This is a genomic window from Acidobacteriota bacterium, from assembly GCA_022340665.1.
Taxonomy (GTDB): domain Bacteria; phylum Acidobacteriota; class Thermoanaerobaculia; order Thermoanaerobaculales; family Sulfomarinibacteraceae; genus Sulfomarinibacter.
In genome coordinates this window covers 23444-46690 of the sequence record JAJDNM010000012.1, presented here as the reverse complement: position 1 = coordinate 46690, position 23247 = coordinate 23444, and the positions used below count along the sequence as shown (strand labels likewise).

Genomic DNA, 23247 nt, shown 5'->3' with positions numbered 1-23247 from the left:
GTGTCATCTGTGGGCAGTCTTGGGCGGGTGGGCAGCGTTATACTCGCTGGATGACCACGGCAGCGGCGATCATCATCGGCGACGAGATCCTCAGCGCCAAGGTTCGCGACGTCAACACCCCGCTGCTGATCGATTTCCTCGCCGATCTCGGGATCGATCTCGAGCGGATCGTCATCATCGGCGACGATCTCGAGTCCATCGCAGCGGAGGTCGCAGCCTGTTCGGAGAAATTCGACATCGTCATCACCTCGGGAGGTGTTGGCCCGACCCACGACGACCGCACGGTACAGGGCGTCGCCCAGGCGTTCGGGATCGGCGTGGTCAACCACCCGAACATTGCGGAGATGATCCGCGGCTATTGGGGCGATCGCTTCACAGAGTCCGCCCTCCGGATGGCGGACGTGCCCGAGGGCTCGCGGCTCTTCCATGGCGACGACGGTCTCCTGCCGTTAGTCGTCTACGAGAACGTCTACCTCTTCCCAGGGGTGCCCCGGCTCTTCGCAGCCAAGCTCCCGAGCCTCCGTGGAGAGCTCAGCGGAACACCCAAGGTGGTACACGGAGTCTTCCTGAACTCGGACGAGAGCCGGATCGCCCCGTTGCTCGCCCAAGTGGCTGAGGAATGCACCGAGGTCAAGATCGGCTCCTATCCCCGATTCGGTGAGGGGTTCGACCACCGGCTCTGGATCTCGATCGAGTCCGTCGACGTCGAATGCGTGAAGACCGCCACCGACCGATTGCTCGACCTCCTGGACGACGAGGAGGTCGTGCGGGTGGAACGATCTTGACGGATTTCGGCAACGATCCACAGGCGGAAAACTGGCAGCGGTACCTCGAGACCGTCCAACGAGATCCGGAAATCTCCTTTCACGAGCAGTGGGAACGTTTCAACGAAATCTTCGCGAATCGCGATCTCTCTCTCCCCCCACCGCCGGTCTGGTTGCCTGGGAACGACCGCGTTCGTCACGCCAATCTCACCGCGCTGATGAACCAGCTCGGTTTTGATGACTACCGCGCATTTCACCGCTGGACCTCCGCCAACCGAGCCGAATTTTGGCAACGAGTCATCGATCGGCTCGGCGTCGTATTCTCCCGGCCGCCGAGTCAGGTTCTCGATATCTCCGCAGGCGCCCGGCAGCCAAGATGGCTCCCAGGCGCAGAGCTCAACATTGTTTCCAGCTGCTTCCCGGACGACGGATTCGAGATCGCCGTCGTCATCGGACACGAGGCATCCGAACAGGTGGAAGCGGTCACCTACGATGAACTCGACATGCTCTCCAATCTGGTCGCCAACGGCCTCGCGGCTGCCGGCTTCTCACCCGGCGACGCCATCGCTCTCTACATGCCGATGAACCTCGAGTGCGTCGCCGCATATCTGGGAATCATTCGCGCTGGATGCGTTGTCGTTTCGATCGCCGACAGCTTCGCCGCTCCAGAGGTCGCTCGCCGTCTCGAGATATCGCATGCCGCCGCTATCATCACTGTTTCGAGCTTTGAGCGCGGCGCGCGCACCATCGGGCTCTATGACACGGTGCGTGACGCGGGTTCCGTGCGCGCGATCGTGATCGCGTCCGAGGACTTCTCGGTGGCGTCCCTGCGCGACGGAGACATTCTATGGTGGGATTTCCTGAGCGACGAAACCGAGTTCGAGGCACTTACCGCACATCCTGAAGCAATCACCAACATCCTGTTCTCCTCGGGCACGACCGGCGACCCGAAGGCCATCCCGTGGACCCATCTGACGCCGATGAAGTGCGCAATGGATGGCCACTTCCACCATGACATCCAGCGTGGCGACGTGGTCGCCTGGCCGACCAACATCGGCTGGATGATGGGCCCGTGGTTGATCTACGCCACCCTCATCAACCGTGGCTGCATCGCCCTCTACGAGGGTGTTCCTACGGGACGGGGCTTCGCCGAATTCGTCGCGAAAGTCGGCGTCAGCATGCTCGGCGTCGTGCCGTCATTAGTGCGCGCCTGGCGCGACTCGGGCGCCTGTGACGGCATCGACTGGTCCCGCATCAACGTTCTGAGCTCGACCGGAGAGCCCTCCAATCGGCAGGACTACCTGTGGCTCATGAGCCGCACCGGTTATCGCGCACCGATTATCGAATACTGCGGCGGCACCGAGATCGGCGGCGGCCACCTCACCGGTACGGTTCTTCAGCCCGCCTCCCCCGCCAGTTTCACGACCCCGGCGCTCGGTCTGGACCTCGTCGTGCTCGACGATGATGGACAGCCCGTAGCCGCGCGGGAGGAGGGCGAGCTGTACCTGGTTCCTCCATCGATCGGGCTTTCGCAGACATTGCTCAACCGCGACCACGACGAGGTGTACTACGAGGGATGCCCGGCCGGACCCGACGGAGAGGTCCTGCGCCGCCACGGAGATCTCGTGGCCAGATTCCCGGGCGGGTATTTCCGCGCCCAGGGCCGCGCCGACGACACCATGAATCTCGGTGGCATCAAGGTTTCGTCGCTCGAGATCGAGCGGGTCATCGAGAGTCACCCATCGGTATACGAAGCGGCCGCGATAGGCGTGCAGCCGGGAGGCGAAGGCGCTGAGCAGCTCGTCGTCTTCGCGGTCCTTGCCGATGACCGTGCACCGGACGATTTGCAGAGAATCCTCGGCACAACCATCGCGCAGGAACTCAACCCCCTGTTCAAGCTGCACGATCTGGTGGTAGTTGAATCCCTTCCCCGCACCGCCTCCAACAAGCTCGTGCGCCGCGAGCTGCGCCGAAAGTACCAGTAACTGCAATGCCCGAGATAGGGCGACCGCCGAGGATTCCACGAGGGAAACGTTTAAACGTTTTGACGGTCAACGTTCGAACGTCGCCGCGCTCTGATACTCTCCGCCAATGCAGGTTGACGCGCTGTCGACACCGTGCGCGCTGGTCGACCTCGATCGGCTCGAGGCGAATGCCAGGAGAATGGCGGAAAAGGCTCTGCGGCTCGGCGTGCGGTTGCGTCCCCACGTCAAGACCCACAGGTGCGTGGAGATCGCCCGAATTCAAACCGGTCTCCATTTCGGCGGCATCACCGTGTCGACTCTGGCCGAGGCCCACGCGTTCGCCGCGCGAGGCTTCAGCGACATTACTTATGCGGTGCCCGTCGCTCCACAGAAGATCAACGACGCGGCGGATCTTCACGCCGAGATCCACAGCCTGAATCTACTGGTGGATCACCCCGAGACCGCGCGAGCGATCGAAGAGATTGCATCCTCGCGACGAACACACCTTCCGGTCCTGCTCGAGGTCGATTGCGGCGGTGGACGGTCAGGCGTCGACCCTGCGACCGATGTCGCACAGTTCCTGGTACGCCGGCTGGCGGACTCCGACCACATCGATTTCCGCGGCCTCTTGACTCACGCCGGCCACGCCTACTCCGCGCGCTCTCGATCGGAGGTGTACGACATCGCCTGCGAAGAGCGAAACCTGATGGCCGCATTCGCGGCCGAGATTCGCGACCTTGGGGTCGATATCCCCGAGGTCAGCATCGGCTCGACCCCGACTATTCGTGCAGTCGACGACCTCACCCAAATCACAGAGGTCCGGCCCGGAAACTACGTCTTTTTCGATGCCTTCCAGCTCGCAATCGGCAGCTGTGATGTGGATGACGTGGCCTTTTCGGTTCTGGCGACCGTGATCAGCGTCGATCCGGACCGCTCGCGTGCCGTCATCGACGCCGGTGCGCTCGCCCTGAGCTTGGACAGGAGTCCGACCCATGTCGATCCCGAGTGCGGTTACGGTCTGCCGGTGACTGTCTGGGACCAACACCCTCTACCCGGCCTCCGCCTCGTCGCACTCACCCAGGAGCACGGGACCCTGGCTGGCCCCGGTGTCGAGGCCCTCCGCCCCGGAACTTGCATCCGCGTCGTCCCCAACCATTCCTGCCTGTCTTCAGCCTGCTTCGGCCGCTATCACGTCCTGCGCGGTACCGAGGTGGTGGACGAGTGGCAGCCGGTGAGAGGTCGCTGAGAGCTTCGCGAACATCGGTTCTTGATCCTCGATTCTCGTTTCTCGATACTCGATCGTTCGAGTTGACTCGCCATATCGGGTCAACACGGGTGGATGGGCGGATCCAGCATCGAGCATCCAGCATCGAGGATCCAATGTTCGGACGGGTGGTCAGAATCGCTGCGTGAACGCCGCGTGCCACCCGAAATCAGGGCTCCCGTCAAAGGGCACGCCGTTCTGGAGCATCCCGACCTCGATCACCCCGGATTGACGCACCTCCCATTTCCAACCGAAAATGATCTGATTGGAGATCTCGGGGAAGAAATCCGTGCTCGTCTCCTCGTCCTTCATCCGTAGCCACTCGAAGACCAGGGACATGCGTGGCTTGAACCGCCACTCCGCGGCCGCGAGGATGGTGAGCTGTGAGCCGGGAAGCTCGATTCCGTAAAACGTGTCATCCGAATACCGCTCATAGCCGGCGGCGATATAAAGGTAGAACTTCCCGAAACGACGGGACGCTCCGGCCGACAGCGCTGCGGCCCATCCCGAGCCGCCATCCGAGTCAGCATCCGAGTGACGCGCGGTCACGGCATACGAGATCGCCGGCCAGTTGCCGGTGCCCTGGCTGATCTCGTGGTTGAAGGTCACGAGGACGTTGCGTGCAAACGACCCTTTCGAGCTATCGTTGAGGTGGACCGCGCCGTTCCCATCGAGGGGATCCAGGTAGATTTCGAATCCGTTGCGCGGAACCAGATCCCGACCGTTCTGGTTGATTCCGATCAGATCGTGAAAATTTTCGACAAGTCCGTCCAGGCTGCCGCCGAACCGCCACCGCTGTTCGTACGCCACTTCGAGCTGCACCGTTTCGCTGACGCCGTAGGCGTAGGCAACATGAGCATCGAGCGTCTCATGATCGAGGAAGTAGTCGCCGTAGCTCCCGTTCTGCGGGTCGAACCACTCTTCGTCGATGACCCAGATATTGGACCAGGTCGCGCCGATCTGCAGCTGGTGTTCGCCGTGCCTCTGGTTGGATGGCAATCTCGGCAGGATCCCGAGCCGCAGTGCCTGGAAGGCCGACTGACCGCGAAGGCTGAAGGGCCCGTAGCCGATATGACCTGCTCCAGCTGCAGTGCCGTCCCCTTGACCCTCGGCCGCTGCCGTTGCGGCAACCGCCAGCACCAAAATCAAGGCGAACATCCTGCGGTGTCTTCGAGTGGGCTTCATTGCTTCCTTTCGAGGGGTCCGTCCTGAGAATCAGGCGTCCCTATTCCACGGTAGGCTATCATTGGCGACGCGCACGGCGTGTGCGTTCATTCTCAGAACCGGCTACGTCCATCAAAACTCTGTCGAGCCAATGGTCGTGGTGCTATTCTAGGCACAGGCGAGGGGTGTAACTGAGGCGAAATGGCGAATTCCAAACAGGAAATCATTTACGACGAGAAGACCATCCAGACCCTGGACGCTCTCGAGCACATCCGGCTACGCACCGGTATGTACATCGGCCGCATCGGCGACGGATCGAACCCGGCCGACGGCATCTACGTGATGCTCAAGGAGGTCATCGACAACGCCGTTGACGAGTTCATCATGGGCCACGGTAAGCGCATCATCATCAAGCGCCATGGCCCCGAGGTGTCGGTGCGTGACTACGGCCGTGGAATTCCACTCGGCAAAGTCATCGACTGTGTCTCCAAGATCAACACCGGCGGCAAGTACAACGACGATGTGTTCCAGTTCTCGGTCGGACTCAACGGAGTCGGCAACAAGGCGGTCAACGCCCTGTCGTCCGATTTCGAGGTCATCAGCTATCGCGACGGCAAGTTCAAGCGCGGCCTCTTCAGCAAGGGCAGGAAGAAGGAGGAGAAGGGCGGCTCGAAGGCCAAGGAGAGAAACGGCACCTTCATCCGCTTCATCCCCGATCCCGAGATATTCGAGGACTACGGTTGGCAGGAGGAGTATCTCGAGCATCGCCTCCGCTATTACGCCTTTCTCAACAGCGGCCTGACCCTCGACTACAACGGCGAAAAATATGTGTCGAAGAACGGCCTCGCCGACCTCCTGGCCTACGAACTCGGCGGCGAGCCGACCGTCTACGACGCCTTCCACTGCAAGCTCGACCGGCTCGAGTTCGCCTTCACTCACACCCACGCCTACGGAGAGACATATTTCAGCTTCGTCAACGGCCAGTACACCAAAGACGGCGGTACCCACCAGAGCGCATTTCGTGAGGGCGTGCTGAAGGGCGTCAACGAGTTCGCCAAGAACGGCTTCGCGGGTGAAGACGTGCGTGACGGCCTGGTTGGTGCGGTGGCGGTCAAGATTCAGGACCCGGTCTTCGAGTCCCAAACCAAGAACAAGCTCGGTTCGACCGAGATCCGTTCCTGGATTGTCAACTCGGTGAAGGACCAGGTGGTTCTGTGGCTCCACAAGGAGCCCAAGGAGGCCGAAAAGCTTCTCGAGAAGGTCAAGAACAACCAGAGAGTGCGCAAGGAGCTGTCGGCAATCAAGAAGGAGGCGAAGGAGCGGGCGAAGAAGGTCGCAATCCGCATCCCCAAGCTGATCGACTGCAAGGTTCACCTTTCGGACGTCAAGGGCGACCGGCGTGAGGAGACGACGATCTTCCTCACCGAGGGCGACTCGGCCGGCGGCGCCATGATCCAGGCCCGGGACGTTCAGACCCAGGCCATCTACTCGCTCAAAGGCAAGCCCCTCAACACCCACGGTCTCGGCCGTGAGGCGGTCTACAAGAACGAGGAGCTCTACAACATCATGCGGGCGCTCGGTGTCGAAGAGGACATGGAGGGCCTGCGCTACAACAAAGTGGTCATCGCCACCGACGCGGACGTCGACGGGATGCACATCCGCAACTTGCTGCTCACCTACTTCCTGCGCTTTTTCGAAGAGCTGGTTTTCACCGGCCACGTCTTCATCCTCGAGACCCCGATCTTCCGGGTGCGCAACAAACAGGAAACCGTTTACTGCTTTTCCGAGGCCGAGCGAGACGAGGCCGCCGAGCGCTTGCGCAATCACGAGATTACGCGCTTCAAGGGACTCGGCGAGATCTCCCCTGCGGAGTTCAAGCAGTTCATCGCCGACGACGACCACATGAAGCGGGTCACGACCGGCTCGTTGGGCGACGTCAAGCGGGCGCTCGACTTCTTCATGGGCAAGAACACTCCGGCCCGTAAGGAGTACATTATCGACAACCTCATCGCGGACATCGCGTGACGTCGCAAGTTGAGAGTTTTGAGTCTTGAGTTTTGAGTTTCAGAATGATGTGGGGTACTGCCGGGGGGAAGTTCGGGAATTCCTAATTCCTAACTCCGAATTCCGAATTCGTGTCCGCACAAGGGGCACGCTGTCGCCGAAGCCGACCACCTGGAACCACCCACAGCAAATGCCGGAGCCGAAATGACACGCATCGCCCCACTGATGGGCCAGAACTTCATCGAGTACGCGAGCTACGTGATCGTCGATCGTGCGATTCCTGATATCCGTGACGGGCTGAAGCCTGTTCAACGCCGCATCCTTGCCACCCTTTCGAAGATGGATGACGGCAAGTTCCACAAGGTCGCCAACGTCATCGGTGACACCATGAAGCTCCACCCCCACGGAGATGCCTCGATCGGCGACGCGCTTGTCGTGCTCGCGAACAAGGATTACTTCATCGAAAAACAGGGGAACTTCGGCAATCCGGTGACCGGGCACTCGCCGGCAGCACCGCGCTACATCGAGTGCCGGCTCACCGATCTCGCCAAGGAAACGCTCTTCCGCAAGGCTCTGACCGAGTACCGCCCGAGCTACGACGGACGCAATGAGGAACCGGTGGCGCTTCCCGCCAAACTGCCGGTGTTGCTGATGCTCGGTGCCGAGGGCATCGCGGTCGGCATGTCCACCCGCATCCTCCCGCACAACTTCTGCGAGCTGCTCGAGGCGCAGATAAGGATCCTCAAGAACGAGCCGTTCGAAATCTATCCCGATTTCCCGACCGGCGGGATCATCGACACCGGCGACTACGACGACGGTGTCGGCAAGATCAAGGTGCGGGCACGGGTCAACAAGCGCGACAAGAAGACGGTCGTGATCCGCGAGATCGCCTTCGGCACCACAACCGAGAGCCTGATCGCGTCGATCGAGTCCGCCGCGCAGAAGGGCAAGGTCAAGATCAGCGGGATCAACGACTTCACCACTGACGAGGTCGAAATCGAAGTCGAACTGCCGCGCGGTGTCTACGCGGACGAAGTCATTCCCCAGCTCTACGCCCACACCGACTGCGAGATCTCACTGACTTCCAACATGGTGATGATCAAGGATCGGCAGCCCGTCGAAATGGGGGTTTCCGAAGTCCTCTGCTATCTCACCGACCAGCTGCGCGGCCTGATCAAGGCCGAGCTCCAGTACGAGCTCGATCAGCTCGGCGACCGCAAGCACTGGCTCGACCTCGAACGGATATTCATCGAGAACCGGGTCTACAAAAGGATCGAAAAAGCCAAGACTGCGAAAGGAGTCGTGTCAGCTGTCCGCACGGGTCTCGAGCCCCACCTCGAGGAGCTTGAGCGCGAGGTCACCGACGAGGACATCGACGGACTTCTCAAGATCCAGATCCGGCGAATCTCCCGGTACGACATCGACAGGAACCGAAAGGACCTCAAGACCACGGTCAAGGCCATCAAGGGTGTCCGCGCCAAGCTCCGCAAGCTCACACCGACCACCATCGTCTACCTGGAGCACCTGCTGGAGACCTACGGCGAGCTCTATCCCAGGCAATCGGAGATCGGGACATTCCAGGCGGTTGACGTGCGGGCGGTTGCGCGCCAGAACATAAAGGTTTCGTACGACCCGGACACCGGCTTCTTCGGCTCGGCGGTCAAGGGCTCCAAGTATCAGTTCACGGTCAGCGAGTATGACCGCATCCTGATTGTCAGCCGCGACGGGTCGTTCCGGATTATCGGCCCCGATGACAAGGTGCTGATCCCGGACAAGGCCATCCACGCCGAGGTTTTCGACCAGGAGCAGGGCGCGCCCTTCACCGTCGTGTACCGCGACAAAGACAAGATCGCCTGGGGCAAGAAGATCCACATCAAGGCATTCATTCGCGATCGCGAGTACGAGCTCATCAAGGGCAAGAGTGGCCGCGTCGATTATCTGATCCCGGGCGACTGCAATGACGTCATCCATGTGACCTTCGTGCCCAAGAAGAGACAGCGGGTGCACGAGGCGGAGTTCGACCTGTCGATCCTCGAGCCAACCGGCGTCTCGGCCCGGGGACGGCGCCTCGCGTCCAAACCAGCTTCCAAGGTCAGACGGATCAGGAACGGCGACAACGGAGGCAACGGCGGAAATGGCTCGAACAGCGGAGAATCACGGCCGGCAATGGACGGCGAGGACGTCGCGTTGCCGTTCGAGGATTAACGTTCAACCTTGAAACGTTCGAACGTTTAAACGTTCTGGCATAACCACGTGAATCGCAGCTCAGGGTTCGACTTCTTCGAGCAATTTCAGGAAGTCGTCGTACTCCAGCGCCTGCCAACTCTCGGCCGAGACCGCTCCCTCGGCCCGGGTGATCAGCGAGACCTTGTGGGCCGTTTCGATCGACGGAGCATCGTAGACGTCCATGAAGTCATACGGGCCCAGGATGGCGTAGTGTGCCACCCAATCGACCTCAGGACAGGCGGCTTCGACCTTCTTCAGCCACGCCCTACCCATGGCGCGACGCACATCTGCGTCCTTCAGGCTCTCCGGAGCGAGACGGGTCATGAGGACGAATCGCGGCATCGGGCACCTCCTGTTCGGTTTTCGTTTCAAAGATAATACCTTGGTCGTCGTGATGCACACTTCAGTGGCGAAAACTCGTCGGGATTCTGGATGCTGGATGCTCGATGCTGGATACTCGATACATGAGAAAGCAGTTCCTTTCAAAGATCTCACAAGGGGGTGGGCGGATCCAGCATCAAGCATCTAGCATCCAGTATCGTTCTACTCTGGACGCCGACACGGACTCCTTGGAGGCATCATGCAGCAACGGAAAACAAAGATCGTCTGCACCCTCGGCCCGGCCACGGATTCGGTAGACGGGATCTCCGCACTGATCGAGGCCGGGATGGACGTCGCTCGTTTGAATTTCTCGCACGGTGACCGTGAAGCCCACCGCGAAACGATTCGGAGAATTCGCGAGTTCTCGCGCAACGCCGGACGGGAGATCGGCATTCTGCAGGACCTCGGTGGTCCCAAGATCCGGGTCGGACACCTCCCGGAAGAGGGTGTTCACCTCGAAGCCGGTTCAACCGTGGCGCTAGGCGTCGGGGGGCGCGTGGCGGACGGTGTCATCCCCGTCAGCTATCCGTACCTGCTCGAAGATGTGGGCGTCGGCGAACGGATCCTCCTCGCCGATGGCCTCGCCGAGCTCGAGGTCCGCGAAGTGGCGGACGACCGTCTCCTGTGTGATGTGGTCATCGGCGGTACCGTGACTTCCCGGAAGGGCGTCAACTTGCCTCAAGCACACCTTCGGGTCGATGCGTTCACCGGAAAGGACCGTGAAGATCTCGAGGTCGGGATCGAGGAGGGTGTGGATTTCGTCGCCCTCTCCTTCGTTCGGCACGAGGATGACCTCGCCCCGGTTAGGAAACGTCTTCTCCAACAGAGCCATCCGCCGCTGCTCATCGCCAAGATCGAGAAACCCCAGGCGGTGGAACGACTGAACCACATCCTCGAAGCGGTGGATGGCGTGATGGTCGCGCGAGGCGACCTCGGCGTCGAAATGCCCCCGGAGACCGTACCGATGATCCAGAAGGACATCATCGCTGCCTCTCGCCGCGCCGGGCGGCCCGTGATCACCGCCACTCAGATGCTCCGCTCGATGGTCGACAGCCCCCGCCCGCTGCGTGCCGAGGCGTCTGACGTCGCCAACGCGGTCCTCGATGGAACGGACGCCGTGATGTTGTCCGAAGAAACCGCGATCGGGCGTTATCCTACCGAAGCGGTGGGCGTCCTACATCGGGTCGCTCTGCAGGCTGAAGCGAAAATCGACCACGACCAAATGCTCGCCGACTCCACCTCACCCTTGGTGCCGGAGTTGACCGGCGCAATCAGTCGCGCGACCTGCGACCTAGCTGCCTCGATCGGTGCAGCAGCCATCGTGACCACGACCTCGACCGGCAGCACCGCACGTTTGGTCGCCCGCCACCGCCCGGCTGCGCCAATCCTCGGAATCACGACTTCCGCAGAGGTCGCTCGTCAACTCGACCTCTCCTGGGGCGTGATCCCGGCAGTCGGCAGGACGATCGACGACACCCTGGACCTCGGTGACATGGTCCTCGAAGAATTGACGAGGCATGAGATCGGCAAATCGGGTGACCGGATCCTCGTGACCGCCGGACTGCCTCTCGGATACTCGGACAGGACCAATTTAATCCGGGTCCTCGAACTCGATTGAACCTTTTCCCTCGTTCTGCGTTGTCCAGATCGGGTAGGAGGTCAAATGCCAAAGGTATGTCGATGCAGCCACATCTTGATTATTCTGATGGTCGTTGCGTTTTCGTTCTCGTGCGCAAGTTCTGAGCCCAAGTCCGACTTCGAGCTGGCTGTCGATGACGACGAGATCTCGGTCGCGATCTCGGAGACCGTTGCCCGTGGTCTGGTCGAGGATCTGATCGGCGCCAACCTCGAGTGCGAAGGAGGGGCTGATGGTCAGATGAGGGCCCTCCTCGAAACGCTGGACGGCCGAGGTCCGCGAAGTCGCGCCAGCTATCGCGACGGTGAGGCCACGGTTGAAGGTCGAAGGCGCGGCCGCAAATTCGATCTCGTGATCCGTGGTGCGGGCTCCGGGAAGATCGAGGCCACCATGCCCTGGGCGGTCGCGGAGTGCATGCTCGGCAACACGACGTCGACCGACGAGACCATCAACTCGTCCATCAGAGTGACGGTCACGAACGACACCGGCCGCAACTTTTCGTTCAAGTTGCAGTAAAAGGCCGTGACGGCAGAGGACAGCCCCCGTTTCGGCGAACGAAGGAGGTATGTGACATGCGAGTACGTTCCATCTTGATCGCAGCCGCTGTGTGTTTCCTGCTGGCCGGCAGTGCCGCTGCCGACATCGATATCCATAAAAAGCACCGCTTCGACGCCAGCCCGGGAGACACGGTAGTAGTCGACGTGTCGTTCCACAATGTCGAGGTGCGCACTCAGCCCGGCGGATCGGTCGACGTGACCGTCGATATCACCGTCAAGGGCGACGGAAGTTCATCGGCCAAGGCGGCCCAGGACCTGAGTCCAGTCTTCGAAGACCAGGGCAATCGTCTCCTCATCCGCTCGACGCGCAGCAAAGGCTGGAGCTGGAAGAACGTCAAGGCGAAAGGCCAGGTGACCGTCCTGATGCCTCCTGACGTCAACCTACTCATCGACTCTTCATCTGGGGAAGCCAAGATCATCGGGGATTTCGGAAACTCCAAAGTCACGTTCGATGCCTCTTCGGGGGGCTTGATGGTCGACGGCGCAATGCGAGAGCTGCACTCAGACCTCTCGTCAGGCTCAATCCACGCCAACGTGACCCGCCCGCTGGCGGAATTCACCGCTGATGCTTCTTCGGGCTCCGTACGCCTCGAAGGCGGCGCGGCGCTGGCAAAGGTCGACACCTCGTCTGGAAGCATCGACGTTTCCGGTCTGACCGGAGTGGGGAAGTTCAGCGCGTCCTCGGGCAATATCAAGGCCCAATGGGACGAGATCCCTCCCAACACCACCGTCCGTGCAAGCGCGTCGTCCGGAAACGTGACCCTGACCTTCCCGGAATACACCAAGATCTCGGGTCTGGTAGAGGTGAGCTCCGGGGGGATTCACTCGGACTTCCCCGCCCTGATTCGGGGAAAGGACGAGCTCAAGCTCGACGGCGGACCGAACGCAATCGATGTGCACGTCGACACGTCGTCAGGAAACATCAAGTTGCTGTCGAACTGAATTTCGAATTTCGAATTTTGGATCTCCCACCCCTCAGGTTGGATGAGGAGGAGTGGGATTCCCGATTGCCAGACTCCTGCTTCCTCATTCTTCCAGCATCGCAGGGGTGTCGGGATGCGCGAGAGGCACTCGTCGCGGAGCTGCCCGTCCTTGCCGATGCCATCGGTCAGATCATAGCCCGGCTACTTCTTTGTTGATGCCGCATTCTACGCTATAGTGAGCTTTCTCTCTCGAAGCCTGCATACACAAGGAGGATAATGATGAGGAAAGAGGCAATGGGCATCGTGATGGTGGTGGTCGTCGGGCTGCTCGTTCTGCCCGGACTGGGCTGTTCGAAGGAGGAGTCTACCGAGGTCGCCCGCGAGGCCGAGGCCGTGAAAAATGAAGCGCCAGCGGCTCAAGCACCGGCCCAGCAAGCACCCGCCGACGAGCCGGAGTGGGAGACGATGAAACAGGAGGCCAAAGCGGCCAAGATCGATGCGATGGCCAAGGAGAGCCTCGACGAGCTCTTCGCCGAGAACAGCAAGGCGAAAGATCTCTACTCCCACGCCTATGGCTGGGCGGTCTTCGACAACCTCAAGCTCGCCTGGGGATTCTCCGGCGGTGGCGGCAACGGGGTGGCTGTGAATAAGAAAACCGGCGAACGCACCTACATGAAGATGGGCACCGGCGGCGTTGGATTCGGGGCCGGCATCGACAAGTACCAGGTAGTGTTCCTGATGGAGGACCCGAAGACATTCGACAGCTTCGTCAACCAGGGCTGGCAGGCGGACGCCGGGGCCACAGCGGCGGCTGGGAAGGCTGCGACCGAGGTGAGGACCGACTTCGTCAACGGCCTCGCCATCTACCAGCTCACAGAGAAGGGTTTGATGCTCAACGCCGACCTGTCAGGCACCAAGTACTGGAAGAACAAGAAGCTGAACGACTGACCGACAGATCGACACACTGTCGGGGAAAATCAAGCTTCTCTCGAATTGGGAATTCGGAGTTCGGAATTCTGAATCTCGCCCTCCCCCCACCTTCCGGGTCGGGGAGAGGGTGGGTGGGAATTCAGAATTCCTATTTCAGAATTCCGAATTCACTCTTCGGGCTTGGTCGGCATCGGTTTGCGCGGGAGCAGCTCGTCGCGGTTGGCCGCGTGCCAGAGGAATGAGGCGAGCACCACTGCAGACTGCTTCAGGTCATCCCCATCGAGATGATCGTAGGTGTCGACGTTCGAGTGGTGCGTACGACCCATGTAGTCCATGCCGTCCTGGATGAATTGAAAGCCCGGGATGCCAACCCAATCGAACGGCTGGTGATCGGTCCCGCCGGTGTTCTCCATCGTCACTGTGTCCGCTCCAACGTCTGCGAACGGCTCGAGCCAGGCCCTGAAGATCGGCACGACGCCGGCGTTCTCCTGGGCGTAGATGCCCCGAATCCGGCCACCGCCGTTGTCGATGTTGAAATACGCCGAAACTTTGGCATGCTCAGCCGTCGGTTGGATGGGCCACGTCTGCTCGCGGGCGAACTCTGGCAGAGCGAGCTGTTCGGGGTCGGTATGCTCGGGTCGCGTGGCGAGGTGGCGCTCGATGTACTCCCTCGAACCGAGATAACCCTGTTCCTCGCCGCTCCACAATCCGACACGGATCGTTCGACGCGGTTGGAGTCCCGCATCCTTGAGGATCCGCAGTGCTTCCATGACCACCGCGCAGTTGCCTCCGTTGTCGGTGGCGCCGGTGCCGGAGTGCCAGGAGTCGAGGTGGCCGCCGACCATCACGGTTTCGCCGGCGAGGTCCGAACCGCCCAGCTCGGCGATTGTGTTGTATGCCTTGCCGGGCTCCTCGAACCAACGCACCTCGACGTCGATCTCGATCTCCGGCTCGATTTCCCGATCCAGCATCCGAATAAGACGGTTGTAATGTTCGGTCGTCATCACCAGTCCGGCGACCCCGAGCGGTCTCTCGCTCTCGCGATTGGACCTGTTTCCGGTAACCCGGACCAGACCGTTGTCGCGGGAGCTCGGCTCGATGGTCGCCACCACGCCCTCGTCTTCGAGGAACGTCGCATACCTCTTCCAGAACGTGAACCGCTTGAGCATCCGCTTGCGCCATTGGCTCCGCCGCTCGCTCGGAATGTCGTACTTCGAAAGCTCCTCGAGTCCCTCGTCATTCCAGCGCTTGAAGAGCTGGGAATCGATTTGCTTCGGTTCGGCGGCATCTTCCAGCAGCACGATTTTGCCCGCCAGCTTGCCGGTCCATTTCTCGAGATCCTCCTCGGATTCGAGGGTTGCGCGGACCACTTGCCCACGGACCGTTCCATCGGTTCCCGGAGTCCACGCCTGGGGCAAGGCCTCGAGGGGCTGGATGTAAGGGCTCGTCATCCGAACCTGAACCCGATCCACGACCCAGCCACGACCGAAGTCATAGTCCTCGACCCAGGCATCCATCCCCAACTCGGCGAACGCACCCTTGGCCCACTCATGGGCCTCGAGTTCCTGAGGCGTCCCGGTGAGTCGCGGACCGACTCCCTCGGTCAGGTGCCACGCATAATCCATGACCTTCGAGTGGCGAAAACCCTGGTCTCGGATCTTCGTGACGGCATCGAGATCGACGGTTTCTTCTGCCGAAACGGCGGGAATGATGAAAGACAAAACAGAGACGAGAGCGAAAACCCAGATATGGCGCATGCGGCCCCCCCAAATTCAACCAAGGGAGTGTAGCACCGCAATTCCTGAATCCAGTCGACAGCCGCTGGCGGTCACCGAACGTCAGGAATTGCCGTTCATCTTCTCGACCTTTCGACCGATCAGGATCGCCATTTCCAGCGCCTGTTCGTAGTTCAACCTCGGGTCGACCCTCGATTCGTAGGCGCGGTCGAGATCGACCTCCGAGAGTCCTCGGGCCCCACCGATGCACTCGGTGACGTTGTCACCCGAGAGCTCGAAATGAACGCCGCCCAGATAGGACTCGAGTTGAGCATGGATGTCGAAGCTCTGTTCGAGCTCGGAAAGAATGTTGTCGAACTTCCTGGTCTTGCGGCCGCTTGCCGTCTTCTCGGTGTTGCCGTGCATCGGGTCGCAGCACCACAGGACCAGCCGTCCCGCTCGCTGAACCGCCTCGATCAAGGGCGGGAGCCTTTGCGCCACCTTGTCGTATCCCATGCGATGAATCAGCGTGATACGACCCGGTTCGATATCCGGATCGAGGATGTCGAGCAAATCCAAAAGCCATTCCGGCGTCATCGACGGGCCGACCTTCACGCCGATCGGATTGCGGATGCCGCGAAAATAATCGACGTGCGCGCCGTCGACCTCCGCAGTCCGCAGTCCGACCCAGGGTAGATGGGTGCCGAGGTTGTACCAGCCCTCCCGCCGCGGCACTTGGCGCGTCACCGCCTGCTCATAGGGCAGGAGCAGCGCTTCGTGGCTGGTGAAGAAATCGACCCGACTGATCTCCCCGGCCTGGATCCCCGCCAGCGTTTCCATGAAACGAAGCGAGTCGGAAAGATGGGCCACCAACTCCTGGTATTCCTTGGCTCGCGGAGAGTGATTGACGAAATCGAGGTCCCAATACTCGGGATGGTGAAGATCAGCGAAACCGCCATCCACCAACGAACGAATGAAGTTGAGGGTCAGGGCGGCGTGCTCATAGCCGATAAGCATTCGCCTGGGATTGGGCGTCCGAGCTTCGGCGGTGAATTCCGGTCCGTTGACGATCTCGCCCCGATAGCTCGGCAGCGTGACGCCGTTTCGCTCTTCGCTGTCAGAACTTCTGGGTTTCGCGTACTGGCCGGCGAATCGCCCGACCCGGATGATCTGGCGTTTGAGCCCGAAGGTCAGCACCAGGCTCATCTGCAAGAGAATCTTGATCTTATTGGTGATGATGCTGGCGTTGCACTGATCGAATCGCTCCGCGCAGGCGCCTCCCTGGAGCAGGAATCGCTTGCCGACAGCCGCGTCGGCGAGCTGGGCTCGCAGCCGTTCGATCTCCCACGAGGTGACGAGCGGCGGAAGAGATGCAAGCTGCTCGACGGTGGCCGTTAGGTTTCCCTGGTCCGGGTAGACCGGCTGCTGTCCCGCAGGCTTGCTCTTCCACGAATCGGGTGACCATTTCGCCATAAGGTCGGAATAGTACACCCAAACCCCTATAGCTGAAACCTGCGATGGGCCGGGAGTCCAGAGTTGCGAGCCGTGAGCTCAGAGTCGAGATTTGAGGACCGAGGGCGGAAATAGCTTTCGGCGGAGCGAGCGGAATCGTCTCTTCTGATCTTTAAACCCTTACACGTGAACACTTACAGCATAAATCCAGTTCTATCGAAAGAATAGCGACTCACCCTTGACAAGCTTATATTTGTATTATACAAATAAATTCCGTGAGCGAGATGGCTGAATCCTTCACACTGGCAGACATCCAGGCACAGCGGCTGCGCGAGATCATCCGTGCTCTCGTCCGCCGCTTTTCCCTCGCCGAGCGGGCCGACATGAACTGTTGCGGCATGACGGTCGCCCAGGCTGCCACCCTCGACGCGCTGTCCGACGGCGCAATGAGGCTGCGTGACCTCGGAAACCGGCTCGGCATCGCTCCCAGCACGTTGAGCCGCAACCTCGCTCGCCTCGAAGAGCGCGGGTTGATTGAGAAAGAACCGGATCCGGTCGACGGCCGCGCCCAGACGGTCGCTCTTACCGCAGCGGGTGAGACGGCTGCAGGAGACGTCAGGCGGCAGGAGCAGGCATTCGCCCGTTCTGTTCTCGATTGCCTGCCGCTGAGCACGGCATCCGAAACGCTGTCGGTGCTCGAGGATCTGCTATTGGCGGTACGAGGCGCGACCGAAGCGTGTTGCCCCGGCGCCTACGACCACCTCATGCCCACGGTAAATTCCTGTTCCCCAGGAGGAAGCGATGAGTGAAGAAAATTTCCAGCCCGACAACATCGAGACCGACGACGAATCGGTGGTGAAGAAGGTGCGTGAACGATACGGAGTCTTTGCGACAGCCGGCACTTCGTGCTGCGGGCCGCAGCCAACCAGTTGCTGTGGAAACACGGTCGAGATCGCGACCACCCTCGGATACGACAAGGTCGATCTCGATCTTCTTCCTGATGGCGCCAACCTTGGACTTGGTTGCGGCGCCCCTCTCGACCATCTCGATCTGGAGCTCGGTGAGACCGTCCTTGACCTCGGTTCCGGAGCGGGCATCGACGCGCTGATCGCCGCCGCCAAGGTCGGGCCCGAGGGCAAGGTCATCGGCGTCGATATGACGCCGGAAATGCTCTCAGTTGCGCGAAAGAACGCGATAGCCGTAGGCGCCAATCAGGTCGATTTCCGCGAAGGCAGACTCGAGGACCTGCCGGTGGAAGATGCCTCCGTGGACGCCGTGACCAGCAATTGCGTCATCAATCTGGTGCCGGACAAGGCGCTTGTCTTCGCCGAGATCGCCCGTGTGCTTCGCACCGGCGGTCGGCTGGTGATTTCCGACGTCGTGCTCGACGGCAGACTGCCGGACGCCATCCGTGACAACGTGCTCGCGTACGTGGGATGTGTGGCCGGCGGCGAACGCAGGGAACGGTACTTCGAGATGCTCGATGAGGCGGGTCTTGGCGACGTCGAGGTCCTCAAAGATGTCGATTTCCTCGACATGACTGAAAGGGCATCCCCGGCAGAGATCATCTCGATCATGGAATCGGAGGGGATATCGAGGAACGCGGTTGCGGGGATCGTGCGGTCGGTGACCTATCGCGCCCGAAAACGTTAGAACGTTGAACGTTCGAACGTTTCGAAGGTCTGAAGTAGACTGCCACGGTGAACCTGGAGCTCGAGCTCGCCCTGCGCTTTCTCCGCCGGCGGACCGGGGTGCTGCTTCGCGGGACCTCCCTGGCGGCCTTCATCAGCGTTGCCGTCGCCGTCGCGGCGCTGGTGATCACACTGGCCCTGATGAATGGCTACTCGAGTGCGATCGCAACTGCCCTCCAACGTGGGAACGCGCACATGGTCGGATTCGCCCTCGGTTCGCTGGAGCCCGGAGAGGCCCATGACCTTTCCCTGCAAATCGCCGAGGAGGATGGAGTCGTGCGGGCAACTCCGGTCACCTATCTGACGGGTCTCCTGGACGACCCCGCAGAACCCACCAGTCCGATCCCCGTCACCCTCAAGGCGGTGGCTGACCCACCCTCCTACACCGGCTTCGAACACTGGCCGAAAGGCGACGGCCTGGTTGCAGTCCTTGGCGAGCGACTGTCACAGAAGGTGGGACTCGGGACCGGAGACACCGCGCTTGTTCGGCTCCCTCCCGCGGGAAACTCCTGGATTCTGCCCGCCCTCCGTCTCCAGGTGGTGGGAACTTTCAGTCTCGCATTCGCTGAGTTCGACGAACAATGGATCACGATCCCGCTGGCGGACACCCTGTTGTTGCTGCCGGATACGGCTGTTGCCGGGATCGAGATCGAGCTCACCGACCCGATGGCTGTGGGTGAGGCCAGGGAGAAACTCAGCGACCTCGACCCTCGTCTACTGTTCACCGACTGGCAGGAGATGAACAGCTCTCTTTTCGCCGCCCACCGATGGCTGACTCTGTCCCTTTTCGTGGTCCTCAGCCTGGTCATAGCGGTGGCCTCGTTTCAGGTCAGCTCAGCGCTGGTGGTACTCGCCATCGACAAGCAGCGCTCCTCGGGGATGCTGCAGGCGCTGGGGGCCACGCCCGCACGCATTCGCCGTATCCTGGTCTATTCGGGTCTTCTGCTCGGTGGCGCCGGCGTCGTCGGTGGCATCGTTTTCGGATGTGTCGTCAGCTGGATCATGACGGCCACCAGAGCAGTCCGGTTTCCACCGGACCTCGCACGTGTCTACATGGTCGATTCGATTCCCCTGATCCCAACCACCCTCCACATCGTGGCTATCGCCGCCGTCGGCTTTCTAATCGTATTATTGTCCTCGTTCTGGCCAGCCTGGAAGACTTCTCGTCAAGACCCGGTCTCTTCGCTGCGCGCAGCGTAAGATGCCCAGCCGACAAGAAATCGAATCCACTGAAATTGCGACGCAGTTTTATTCCACAGGTTGAAACCCCTGAAAACCCGCGAGATCACATGATAGGCTCTCAGGGCTGTGAAACCTAACCGTGGTCCGGCGTGAGCACCGCCACAGCCGGCAGCGGAAGGTCACACCATCATTGGAATCTGGAATGTACGAGATTCAACTCCACCCGGCGGACATTCGCAAGCAGGTCCGCTATTACTTTCTGAGCCGAAAGGGCTTTCGTCGCCTTGTCGCGCTCGGTGTCGTGCTGGCCCTCGTGTTGGTGGCAGGCATTGTGCTCGCTCCCCTCGGGATCCAGTCACTCCTTTTGACCGGCAAGCTCCACTCGTTGAGCCAACAGCATGCACTCCAGCACGAAATCCTCGACCAACGAATCATGACTCTGGATCGATTGGACCGAGAGGTTGCTCAGGCTCGGGCACTGCAGCAACAAATGAGCCTGATCCTCGGCTCACCGCAAGGATCCGAAGGTCCGGGAGGGTACCCCGAGCCAAACCCCGGCGATCTGCTTCTGCCCGAGACGCAGATTGCGGTCCGCCGCGGACTCAAACTCGATTCGGACACCAAGGCCCTTCTGACCCTGGCGGATGAGCTGGCGAGCTTCGCCCGTTCGAACGCCGATCTGTCGCTCGCCGTGCCGTCCATTTGTCCCCTGCCGATCGGCTCCTTCGTCCTCACCTCGCCATTCGGCAATCGTACATCTCCTTTCACGAACACAGTCGACTTCCATTCGGGCATCGACCTTGCCGCTCGTGAGGGCACACCGGTGCTTGCGTCGGGCGGCGGCCGGGTGGTATTTGCGGGTCGATATCCGTTGCGCAGGAATGTGCGCTGGTGGCGATACGGCAACGTTGTCGTCGCCGCCCACGGCGACCGATATCTCACCATTTACGCCCACCTGCATGAAATTTCGGTGCGGCGAGGCGCGACGTTGCGAAGGGGTGAAGAGTTGGGCACCGTCGGAAATACCGGATGGAGCACATCACCTCATCTCCACTACGAAGTCCGGGTGAGGACCGAGGGCGATGAGGAGCCGGTGCCCGTGGATCCACGCATCTATATCCTCAATTACCAGTGGACCGGTCACGAGGAACTTCTGATCCAGGCGCGCACCGCACCGCCGCCGGCGTTTGACCCGCTGCCATCGCGGATGCGAGGGAGATAACACGATGGAAGAGGCAAAGAACTTTCCAACCATGATCATCCCCAATGGGACCGACGTATCGGTCAACGAGAACGGCCAGTTGTCGATCAGAACCCCCGGGAACCTTGTCATCCAGAACTCCGGGGTGTACTCGGTGATCGAGTCCGGCAGCGGTTCGGTGCGTATTGACCCCGAAGTCAAAGTCGAGGCGATCTCGGTACAGGCTGCCGATTCATGTTTCGTCGCCGGCGAGCTCACCGCATGGAGGGTGCGCGCAAAAACCATCACCTTGGAACGGGGCGCACAGGCAAATATCATGCTCCAGGAGTCGGAATCGCTCGAGCTCGACCGCAACGCTCGCCTGGTCGGGAATTTCTCTTCCGAGAAGGAGCTTTACCTGATGCTCGGCCGATTCAGCCGCGAGCTTCGCGATCTCCCCAACGGCATCTTCGCAGGTCAGGAAGCTGGTGCTCGAATACCGAGCCAGGTCCCCGCGGCCGGTCCCGCCGCCACCACATCGGAGGAACCGTTCGTGAACCAGAATGGTGGAAACGAACCGACGCCGCAGCGTCGCCAGGAACAGAGCGAGGTCATCTCCCTGGTTCGCGTCATCCTCGAACGGGAAATCGGACGGGTCGGTTCCGAGGGCGGTGAGCGCCAGGCTCTTGAACGCCTGCTCGAGCTCGTCCGTGCCGACGACCTCGAAGAGTTGGGCGAGGAGTACCTCTACCTGATCTCCCAGATTGCGAGCCCGACCGATGAGCTGGAAAGGGCACGAGAGATTCTCGGCAGACTGTTGGCCAAAGCATAGCCCCCATTATTCATGACTCTTCCGCTGCAAGGCGCGATTCACTGCGCGTGGCTGTGCTTTCTCGATTCGCTCGCTCGACGTACCGCAAGTACGCCTCCGCTCGCTCGTCTTGCGAAATCACAGCCACGCTTGTACCTCACGCCTTTCGCGTTGAACCCTCATGAATAATGCGGGCCAGTTCTCAGGCGCGCGAATCCGCAAATTCTCTCGGTGGTGGTAATCTTCACCCTGATGCGAGCAGGGAGGAATGCGGGCCTATGAGCAAGTCCGGTTCGGCGGCAAAAACACCCCTTCATGACGAACACATCGCAGCTGGCGGCAGGATGGTCGAGTTCGCCGGTTACGAGATGCCGGTTCAATATGCGGGCCTCACCGAAGAACATCACGCCGTGCGTCAGCGGGCAGGGCTATTCGACGTATCCCACATGGGCGAGATCGTGGTTCGGGGACCTGCCGCGCTCGAATTCGTGCAGAAGGTTTCGTGCAATGACCACCAGAAAATGACAGTCGGTCGCGCCCAGTACACCGGCCTGATGTATCCGGAGGGAACATTCGTTGACGACGTGCTGGTGCACAAGACGGCCGATGACGAGTTCCTCCTGGTGGTCAACGCCGCCAACCGTGTCAAGGACTTTGCCTATTTGACCGAGGTGGCCGGCGGGATGGATGGGGTCGCCGTAGAGGATCTTTCCGACATCTACGCTCAGATCGCCGTTCAGGGACCGCTCGCTCAGCAGATCCTGCAACCCCTCACCGAAGAGAACCTCGGCGAGCTCAAGTACTACCGTTTCACCAACGGTGAAGTGGCCGGAGCGAGCGCCATCATCGCCCGGACCGGTTACACGGGTGAGGACGGCTTCGAGGTCTATATTGCTCCCTCGGCCGCTCCGGGCCTGTGGCGTTCGCTTTTGAGGGAGGGCGCGCCGCACGGCTTGCAGCCGGCCGGTCTCGGCGCTCGTGACACCCTCAGGTTCGAGGCCGGAATGTGTCTCTACGGCCACGAGATCGACCACACTACGACACCGCTCGAAGCCAACCTCGGTTGGATCGTCAAGCTCGGCAAGGGTGATTTCATCGGTCGAGATGTTCTCGAACGTCAGAAAGAGGAGGGCATCGAGCGAAAGCTGGTCGGATTTGAGTTGCGCGAGCGAGGCATCGCCAGACACGGCTACCCGGTGTTTTTGCACGAGGACGACTCGGAACCGGCTGGCGTTGTCACCTCCGGAACGCAATCCCCGACCCTCGGTAAGGCCCTCGGGCTGGCCTATCTTCCAATCGAGGCAACAAAGGTCGGCACGGAGTTTTTCGTTCGAATTCGCAAACGCATTGTACCGGCTCGCGTTGTCGAGGTGCCGTTCTACTCGCGGAAAAAAGAATGAGGT

At 60.9% G+C, this 23247-nt stretch carries 19 protein-coding genes; 15 read left to right on the top strand and 4 right to left on the bottom strand.

Annotation, left to right across the window (positions count from 1 at the left end; translation table 11 throughout):
* Positions 1-50 precede the first annotated feature (50 nt).
* The 3 genes from LJE93_02010 (at position 51) to LJE93_02000 (ending at position 3974) form a co-directional block, all read left to right on the top strand.
* Complete coding sequence (locus LJE93_02010; GenBank protein ID MCG6947675.1) at positions 51-785, top strand: competence/damage-inducible protein A; 735 nt, start codon at positions 51-53, stop codon at positions 783-785.
* On the top strand, positions 782-2749 hold the full coding sequence (locus LJE93_02005) for an AMP-binding protein (GenBank protein ID MCG6947674.1): 1968 nt from the start codon (positions 782-784) through the stop codon (positions 2747-2749). Before LJE93_02010 ends, LJE93_02005 begins: the two co-directional genes overlap by 4 nt.
* Before the next feature lie 106 nt (positions 2750-2855).
* Positions 2856-3974, top strand: a complete 1119-nt coding sequence (locus tag LJE93_02000) for an alanine racemase (protein MCG6947673.1) — start codon at positions 2856-2858, stop codon at positions 3972-3974.
* A gap of 150 nt (positions 3975-4124) precedes the next feature.
* Here LJE93_02000 and LJE93_01995 read toward each other — a convergent pair whose 3' ends face one another.
* The gene (locus tag LJE93_01995; protein ID MCG6947672.1) at positions 4125-5177 is read right to left on the bottom strand and encodes a DUF3187 family protein; all 1053 of its coding nucleotides are present in this window, start codon (positions 5175-5177) and stop codon (positions 4125-4127) included.
* A gap of 180 nt (positions 5178-5357) precedes the next feature.
* On the opposite strand from LJE93_01995, the gene LJE93_01990 reads away from it, so the two are divergent.
* The gene (locus tag LJE93_01990; GenBank protein MCG6947671.1) at positions 5358-7181 is read left to right on the top strand and encodes a type IIA DNA topoisomerase subunit B; all 1824 of its coding nucleotides are present in this window, start codon (positions 5358-5360) and stop codon (positions 7179-7181) included.
* 183 nt (positions 7182-7364) lie between these two features.
* Positions 7365-9365 (top strand): DNA topoisomerase IV subunit A, encoded by a 2001-nt coding sequence (locus tag LJE93_01985; GenBank protein ID MCG6947670.1) that lies wholly within the window; start codon positions 7365-7367, stop codon positions 9363-9365.
* A 60-nt stretch (positions 9366-9425) separates the two neighbouring features.
* Here LJE93_01985 and LJE93_01980 read toward each other — a convergent pair whose 3' ends face one another.
* Positions 9426-9728: a GYD domain-containing protein gene (locus tag LJE93_01980; GenBank protein MCG6947669.1), complete on the bottom strand. Its 303-nt coding sequence runs from the start codon at positions 9726-9728 to the stop codon at positions 9426-9428.
* Positions 9729-9966: 238 nt separating this feature from the next.
* On the opposite strand from LJE93_01980, the gene pyk reads away from it, so the two are divergent.
* From pyk to LJE93_01960, 4 genes are all read left to right on the top strand, one after another.
* The gene (gene pyk, locus LJE93_01975) at positions 9967-11385 is read left to right on the top strand and encodes a pyruvate kinase (GenBank protein ID MCG6947668.1); all 1419 of its coding nucleotides are present in this window, start codon (positions 9967-9969) and stop codon (positions 11383-11385) included.
* A gap of 45 nt (positions 11386-11430) precedes the next feature.
* Entirely contained in the window at positions 11431-11919 is a 489-nt protein-coding gene (locus LJE93_01970; GenBank protein ID MCG6947667.1) for a hypothetical protein, read from the top strand.
* Positions 11920-11975: 56 nt separating this feature from the next.
* Positions 11976-12902, top strand: a complete 927-nt coding sequence (locus tag LJE93_01965) for a DUF4097 domain-containing protein (GenBank protein MCG6947666.1) — start codon at positions 11976-11978, stop codon at positions 12900-12902.
* A gap of 260 nt (positions 12903-13162) precedes the next feature.
* A complete protein-coding gene (locus tag LJE93_01960; GenBank protein ID MCG6947665.1) occupies positions 13163-13831 on the top strand; it encodes a hypothetical protein in 669 nt (222 codons plus the stop codon).
* A gap of 149 nt (positions 13832-13980) precedes the next feature.
* Here the strand turns inward: LJE93_01960 and LJE93_01955 are convergent, their stop codons facing one another.
* Both LJE93_01955 and LJE93_01950 read right to left on the bottom strand, forming a co-directional pair.
* The gene (locus tag LJE93_01955) at positions 13981-15570 is read right to left on the bottom strand and encodes a M20/M25/M40 family metallo-hydrolase (GenBank protein MCG6947664.1); all 1590 of its coding nucleotides are present in this window, start codon (positions 15568-15570) and stop codon (positions 13981-13983) included.
* An 81-nt stretch (positions 15571-15651) separates the two neighbouring features.
* The gene (locus LJE93_01950) at positions 15652-17001 is read right to left on the bottom strand and encodes a 3-deoxy-7-phosphoheptulonate synthase class II (GenBank protein ID MCG6947663.1); all 1350 of its coding nucleotides are present in this window, start codon (positions 16999-17001) and stop codon (positions 15652-15654) included.
* Positions 17002-17264: 263 nt separating this feature from the next.
* Here LJE93_01950 and LJE93_01945 point away from each other — a divergent pair, with 263 nt between their 5' ends.
* The 6 genes from LJE93_01945 to gcvT all read left to right on the top strand — a co-directional run bounded on the left by LJE93_01945 (position 17265) and on the right by gcvT (position 23244).
* Positions 17265-17789, top strand: a complete 525-nt coding sequence (locus LJE93_01945; GenBank protein MCG6947662.1) for a MarR family winged helix-turn-helix transcriptional regulator — start codon at positions 17265-17267, stop codon at positions 17787-17789.
* Entirely contained in the window at positions 17782-18633 is an 852-nt protein-coding gene (arsM, locus tag LJE93_01940; protein MCG6947661.1) for an arsenite methyltransferase, read from the top strand. The genes LJE93_01945 and arsM overlap by 8 nt, the downstream gene beginning before the upstream one ends.
* Before the next feature lie 47 nt (positions 18634-18680).
* Complete coding sequence (locus tag LJE93_01935) at positions 18681-19871, top strand: FtsX-like permease family protein (GenBank protein ID MCG6947660.1); 1191 nt, start codon at positions 18681-18683, stop codon at positions 19869-19871.
* 184 nt (positions 19872-20055) lie between these two features.
* Complete coding sequence (locus LJE93_01930; protein ID MCG6947659.1) at positions 20056-21075, top strand: M23 family metallopeptidase; 1020 nt, start codon at positions 20056-20058, stop codon at positions 21073-21075.
* 4 nt (positions 21076-21079) lie between these two features.
* Positions 21080-21865, top strand: coding sequence for a hypothetical protein (locus tag LJE93_01925; GenBank protein ID MCG6947658.1), 786 nt, complete (start codon positions 21080-21082; stop codon positions 21863-21865).
* A 257-nt stretch (positions 21866-22122) separates the two neighbouring features.
* Complete coding sequence (gcvT, locus tag LJE93_01920; protein ID MCG6947657.1) at positions 22123-23244, top strand: glycine cleavage system aminomethyltransferase GcvT; 1122 nt, start codon at positions 22123-22125, stop codon at positions 23242-23244.
* Positions 23245-23247: the final 3 nt, after the last annotated feature.

What these genes read in the sequence shown, in the direction of transcription:
- LJE93_02010 (MCG6947675.1), top strand. Translation starts at nt 51, where the DNA reads ATGACCACGGCAGCGGCGATCATCATCGGCGACGAGATCCTCAGCGCC.
- LJE93_02000 (MCG6947673.1), top strand. Translation starts at nt 2,856, where the DNA reads ATGCAGGTTGACGCGCTGTCGACACCGTGCGCGCTGGTCGACCTCGAT.
- LJE93_01995 (MCG6947672.1), bottom strand. Translation starts at nt 5,177, where the DNA reads ATGAAGCCCACTCGAAGACACCGCAGGATGTTCGCCTTGATTTTGGTG.
- LJE93_01990 (MCG6947671.1), top strand. Translation starts at nt 5,358, where the DNA reads ATGGCGAATTCCAAACAGGAAATCATTTACGACGAGAAGACCATCCAG.
- LJE93_01985 (MCG6947670.1), top strand. Translation starts at nt 7,365, where the DNA reads ATGACACGCATCGCCCCACTGATGGGCCAGAACTTCATCGAGTACGCG.
- LJE93_01980 (MCG6947669.1), bottom strand. Translation starts at nt 9,728, where the DNA reads ATGCCGCGATTCGTCCTCATGACCCGTCTCGCTCCGGAGAGCCTGAAG.
- pyk (MCG6947668.1), top strand. Translation starts at nt 9,967, where the DNA reads ATGCAGCAACGGAAAACAAAGATCGTCTGCACCCTCGGCCCGGCCACG.
- LJE93_01970 (MCG6947667.1), top strand. Translation starts at nt 11,431, where the DNA reads ATGCCAAAGGTATGTCGATGCAGCCACATCTTGATTATTCTGATGGTC.
- LJE93_01965 (MCG6947666.1), top strand. Translation starts at nt 11,976, where the DNA reads ATGCGAGTACGTTCCATCTTGATCGCAGCCGCTGTGTGTTTCCTGCTG.
- LJE93_01960 (MCG6947665.1), top strand. Translation starts at nt 13,163, where the DNA reads ATGAGGAAAGAGGCAATGGGCATCGTGATGGTGGTGGTCGTCGGGCTG.
- LJE93_01955 (MCG6947664.1), bottom strand. Translation starts at nt 15,570, where the DNA reads ATGCGCCATATCTGGGTTTTCGCTCTCGTCTCTGTTTTGTCTTTCATC.
- LJE93_01950 (MCG6947663.1), bottom strand. Translation starts at nt 17,001, where the DNA reads ATGGCGAAATGGTCACCCGATTCGTGGAAGAGCAAGCCTGCGGGACAG.
- LJE93_01945 (MCG6947662.1), top strand. Translation starts at nt 17,265, where the DNA reads ATGGCTGAATCCTTCACACTGGCAGACATCCAGGCACAGCGGCTGCGC.
- arsM (MCG6947661.1), top strand. Translation starts at nt 17,782, where the DNA reads ATGAGTGAAGAAAATTTCCAGCCCGACAACATCGAGACCGACGACGAA.
- LJE93_01930 (MCG6947659.1), top strand. Translation starts at nt 20,056, where the DNA reads ATGTACGAGATTCAACTCCACCCGGCGGACATTCGCAAGCAGGTCCGC.
- LJE93_01925 (MCG6947658.1), top strand. Translation starts at nt 21,080, where the DNA reads ATGGAAGAGGCAAAGAACTTTCCAACCATGATCATCCCCAATGGGACC.
- gcvT (MCG6947657.1), top strand. Translation starts at nt 22,123, where the DNA reads ATGAGCAAGTCCGGTTCGGCGGCAAAAACACCCCTTCATGACGAACAC.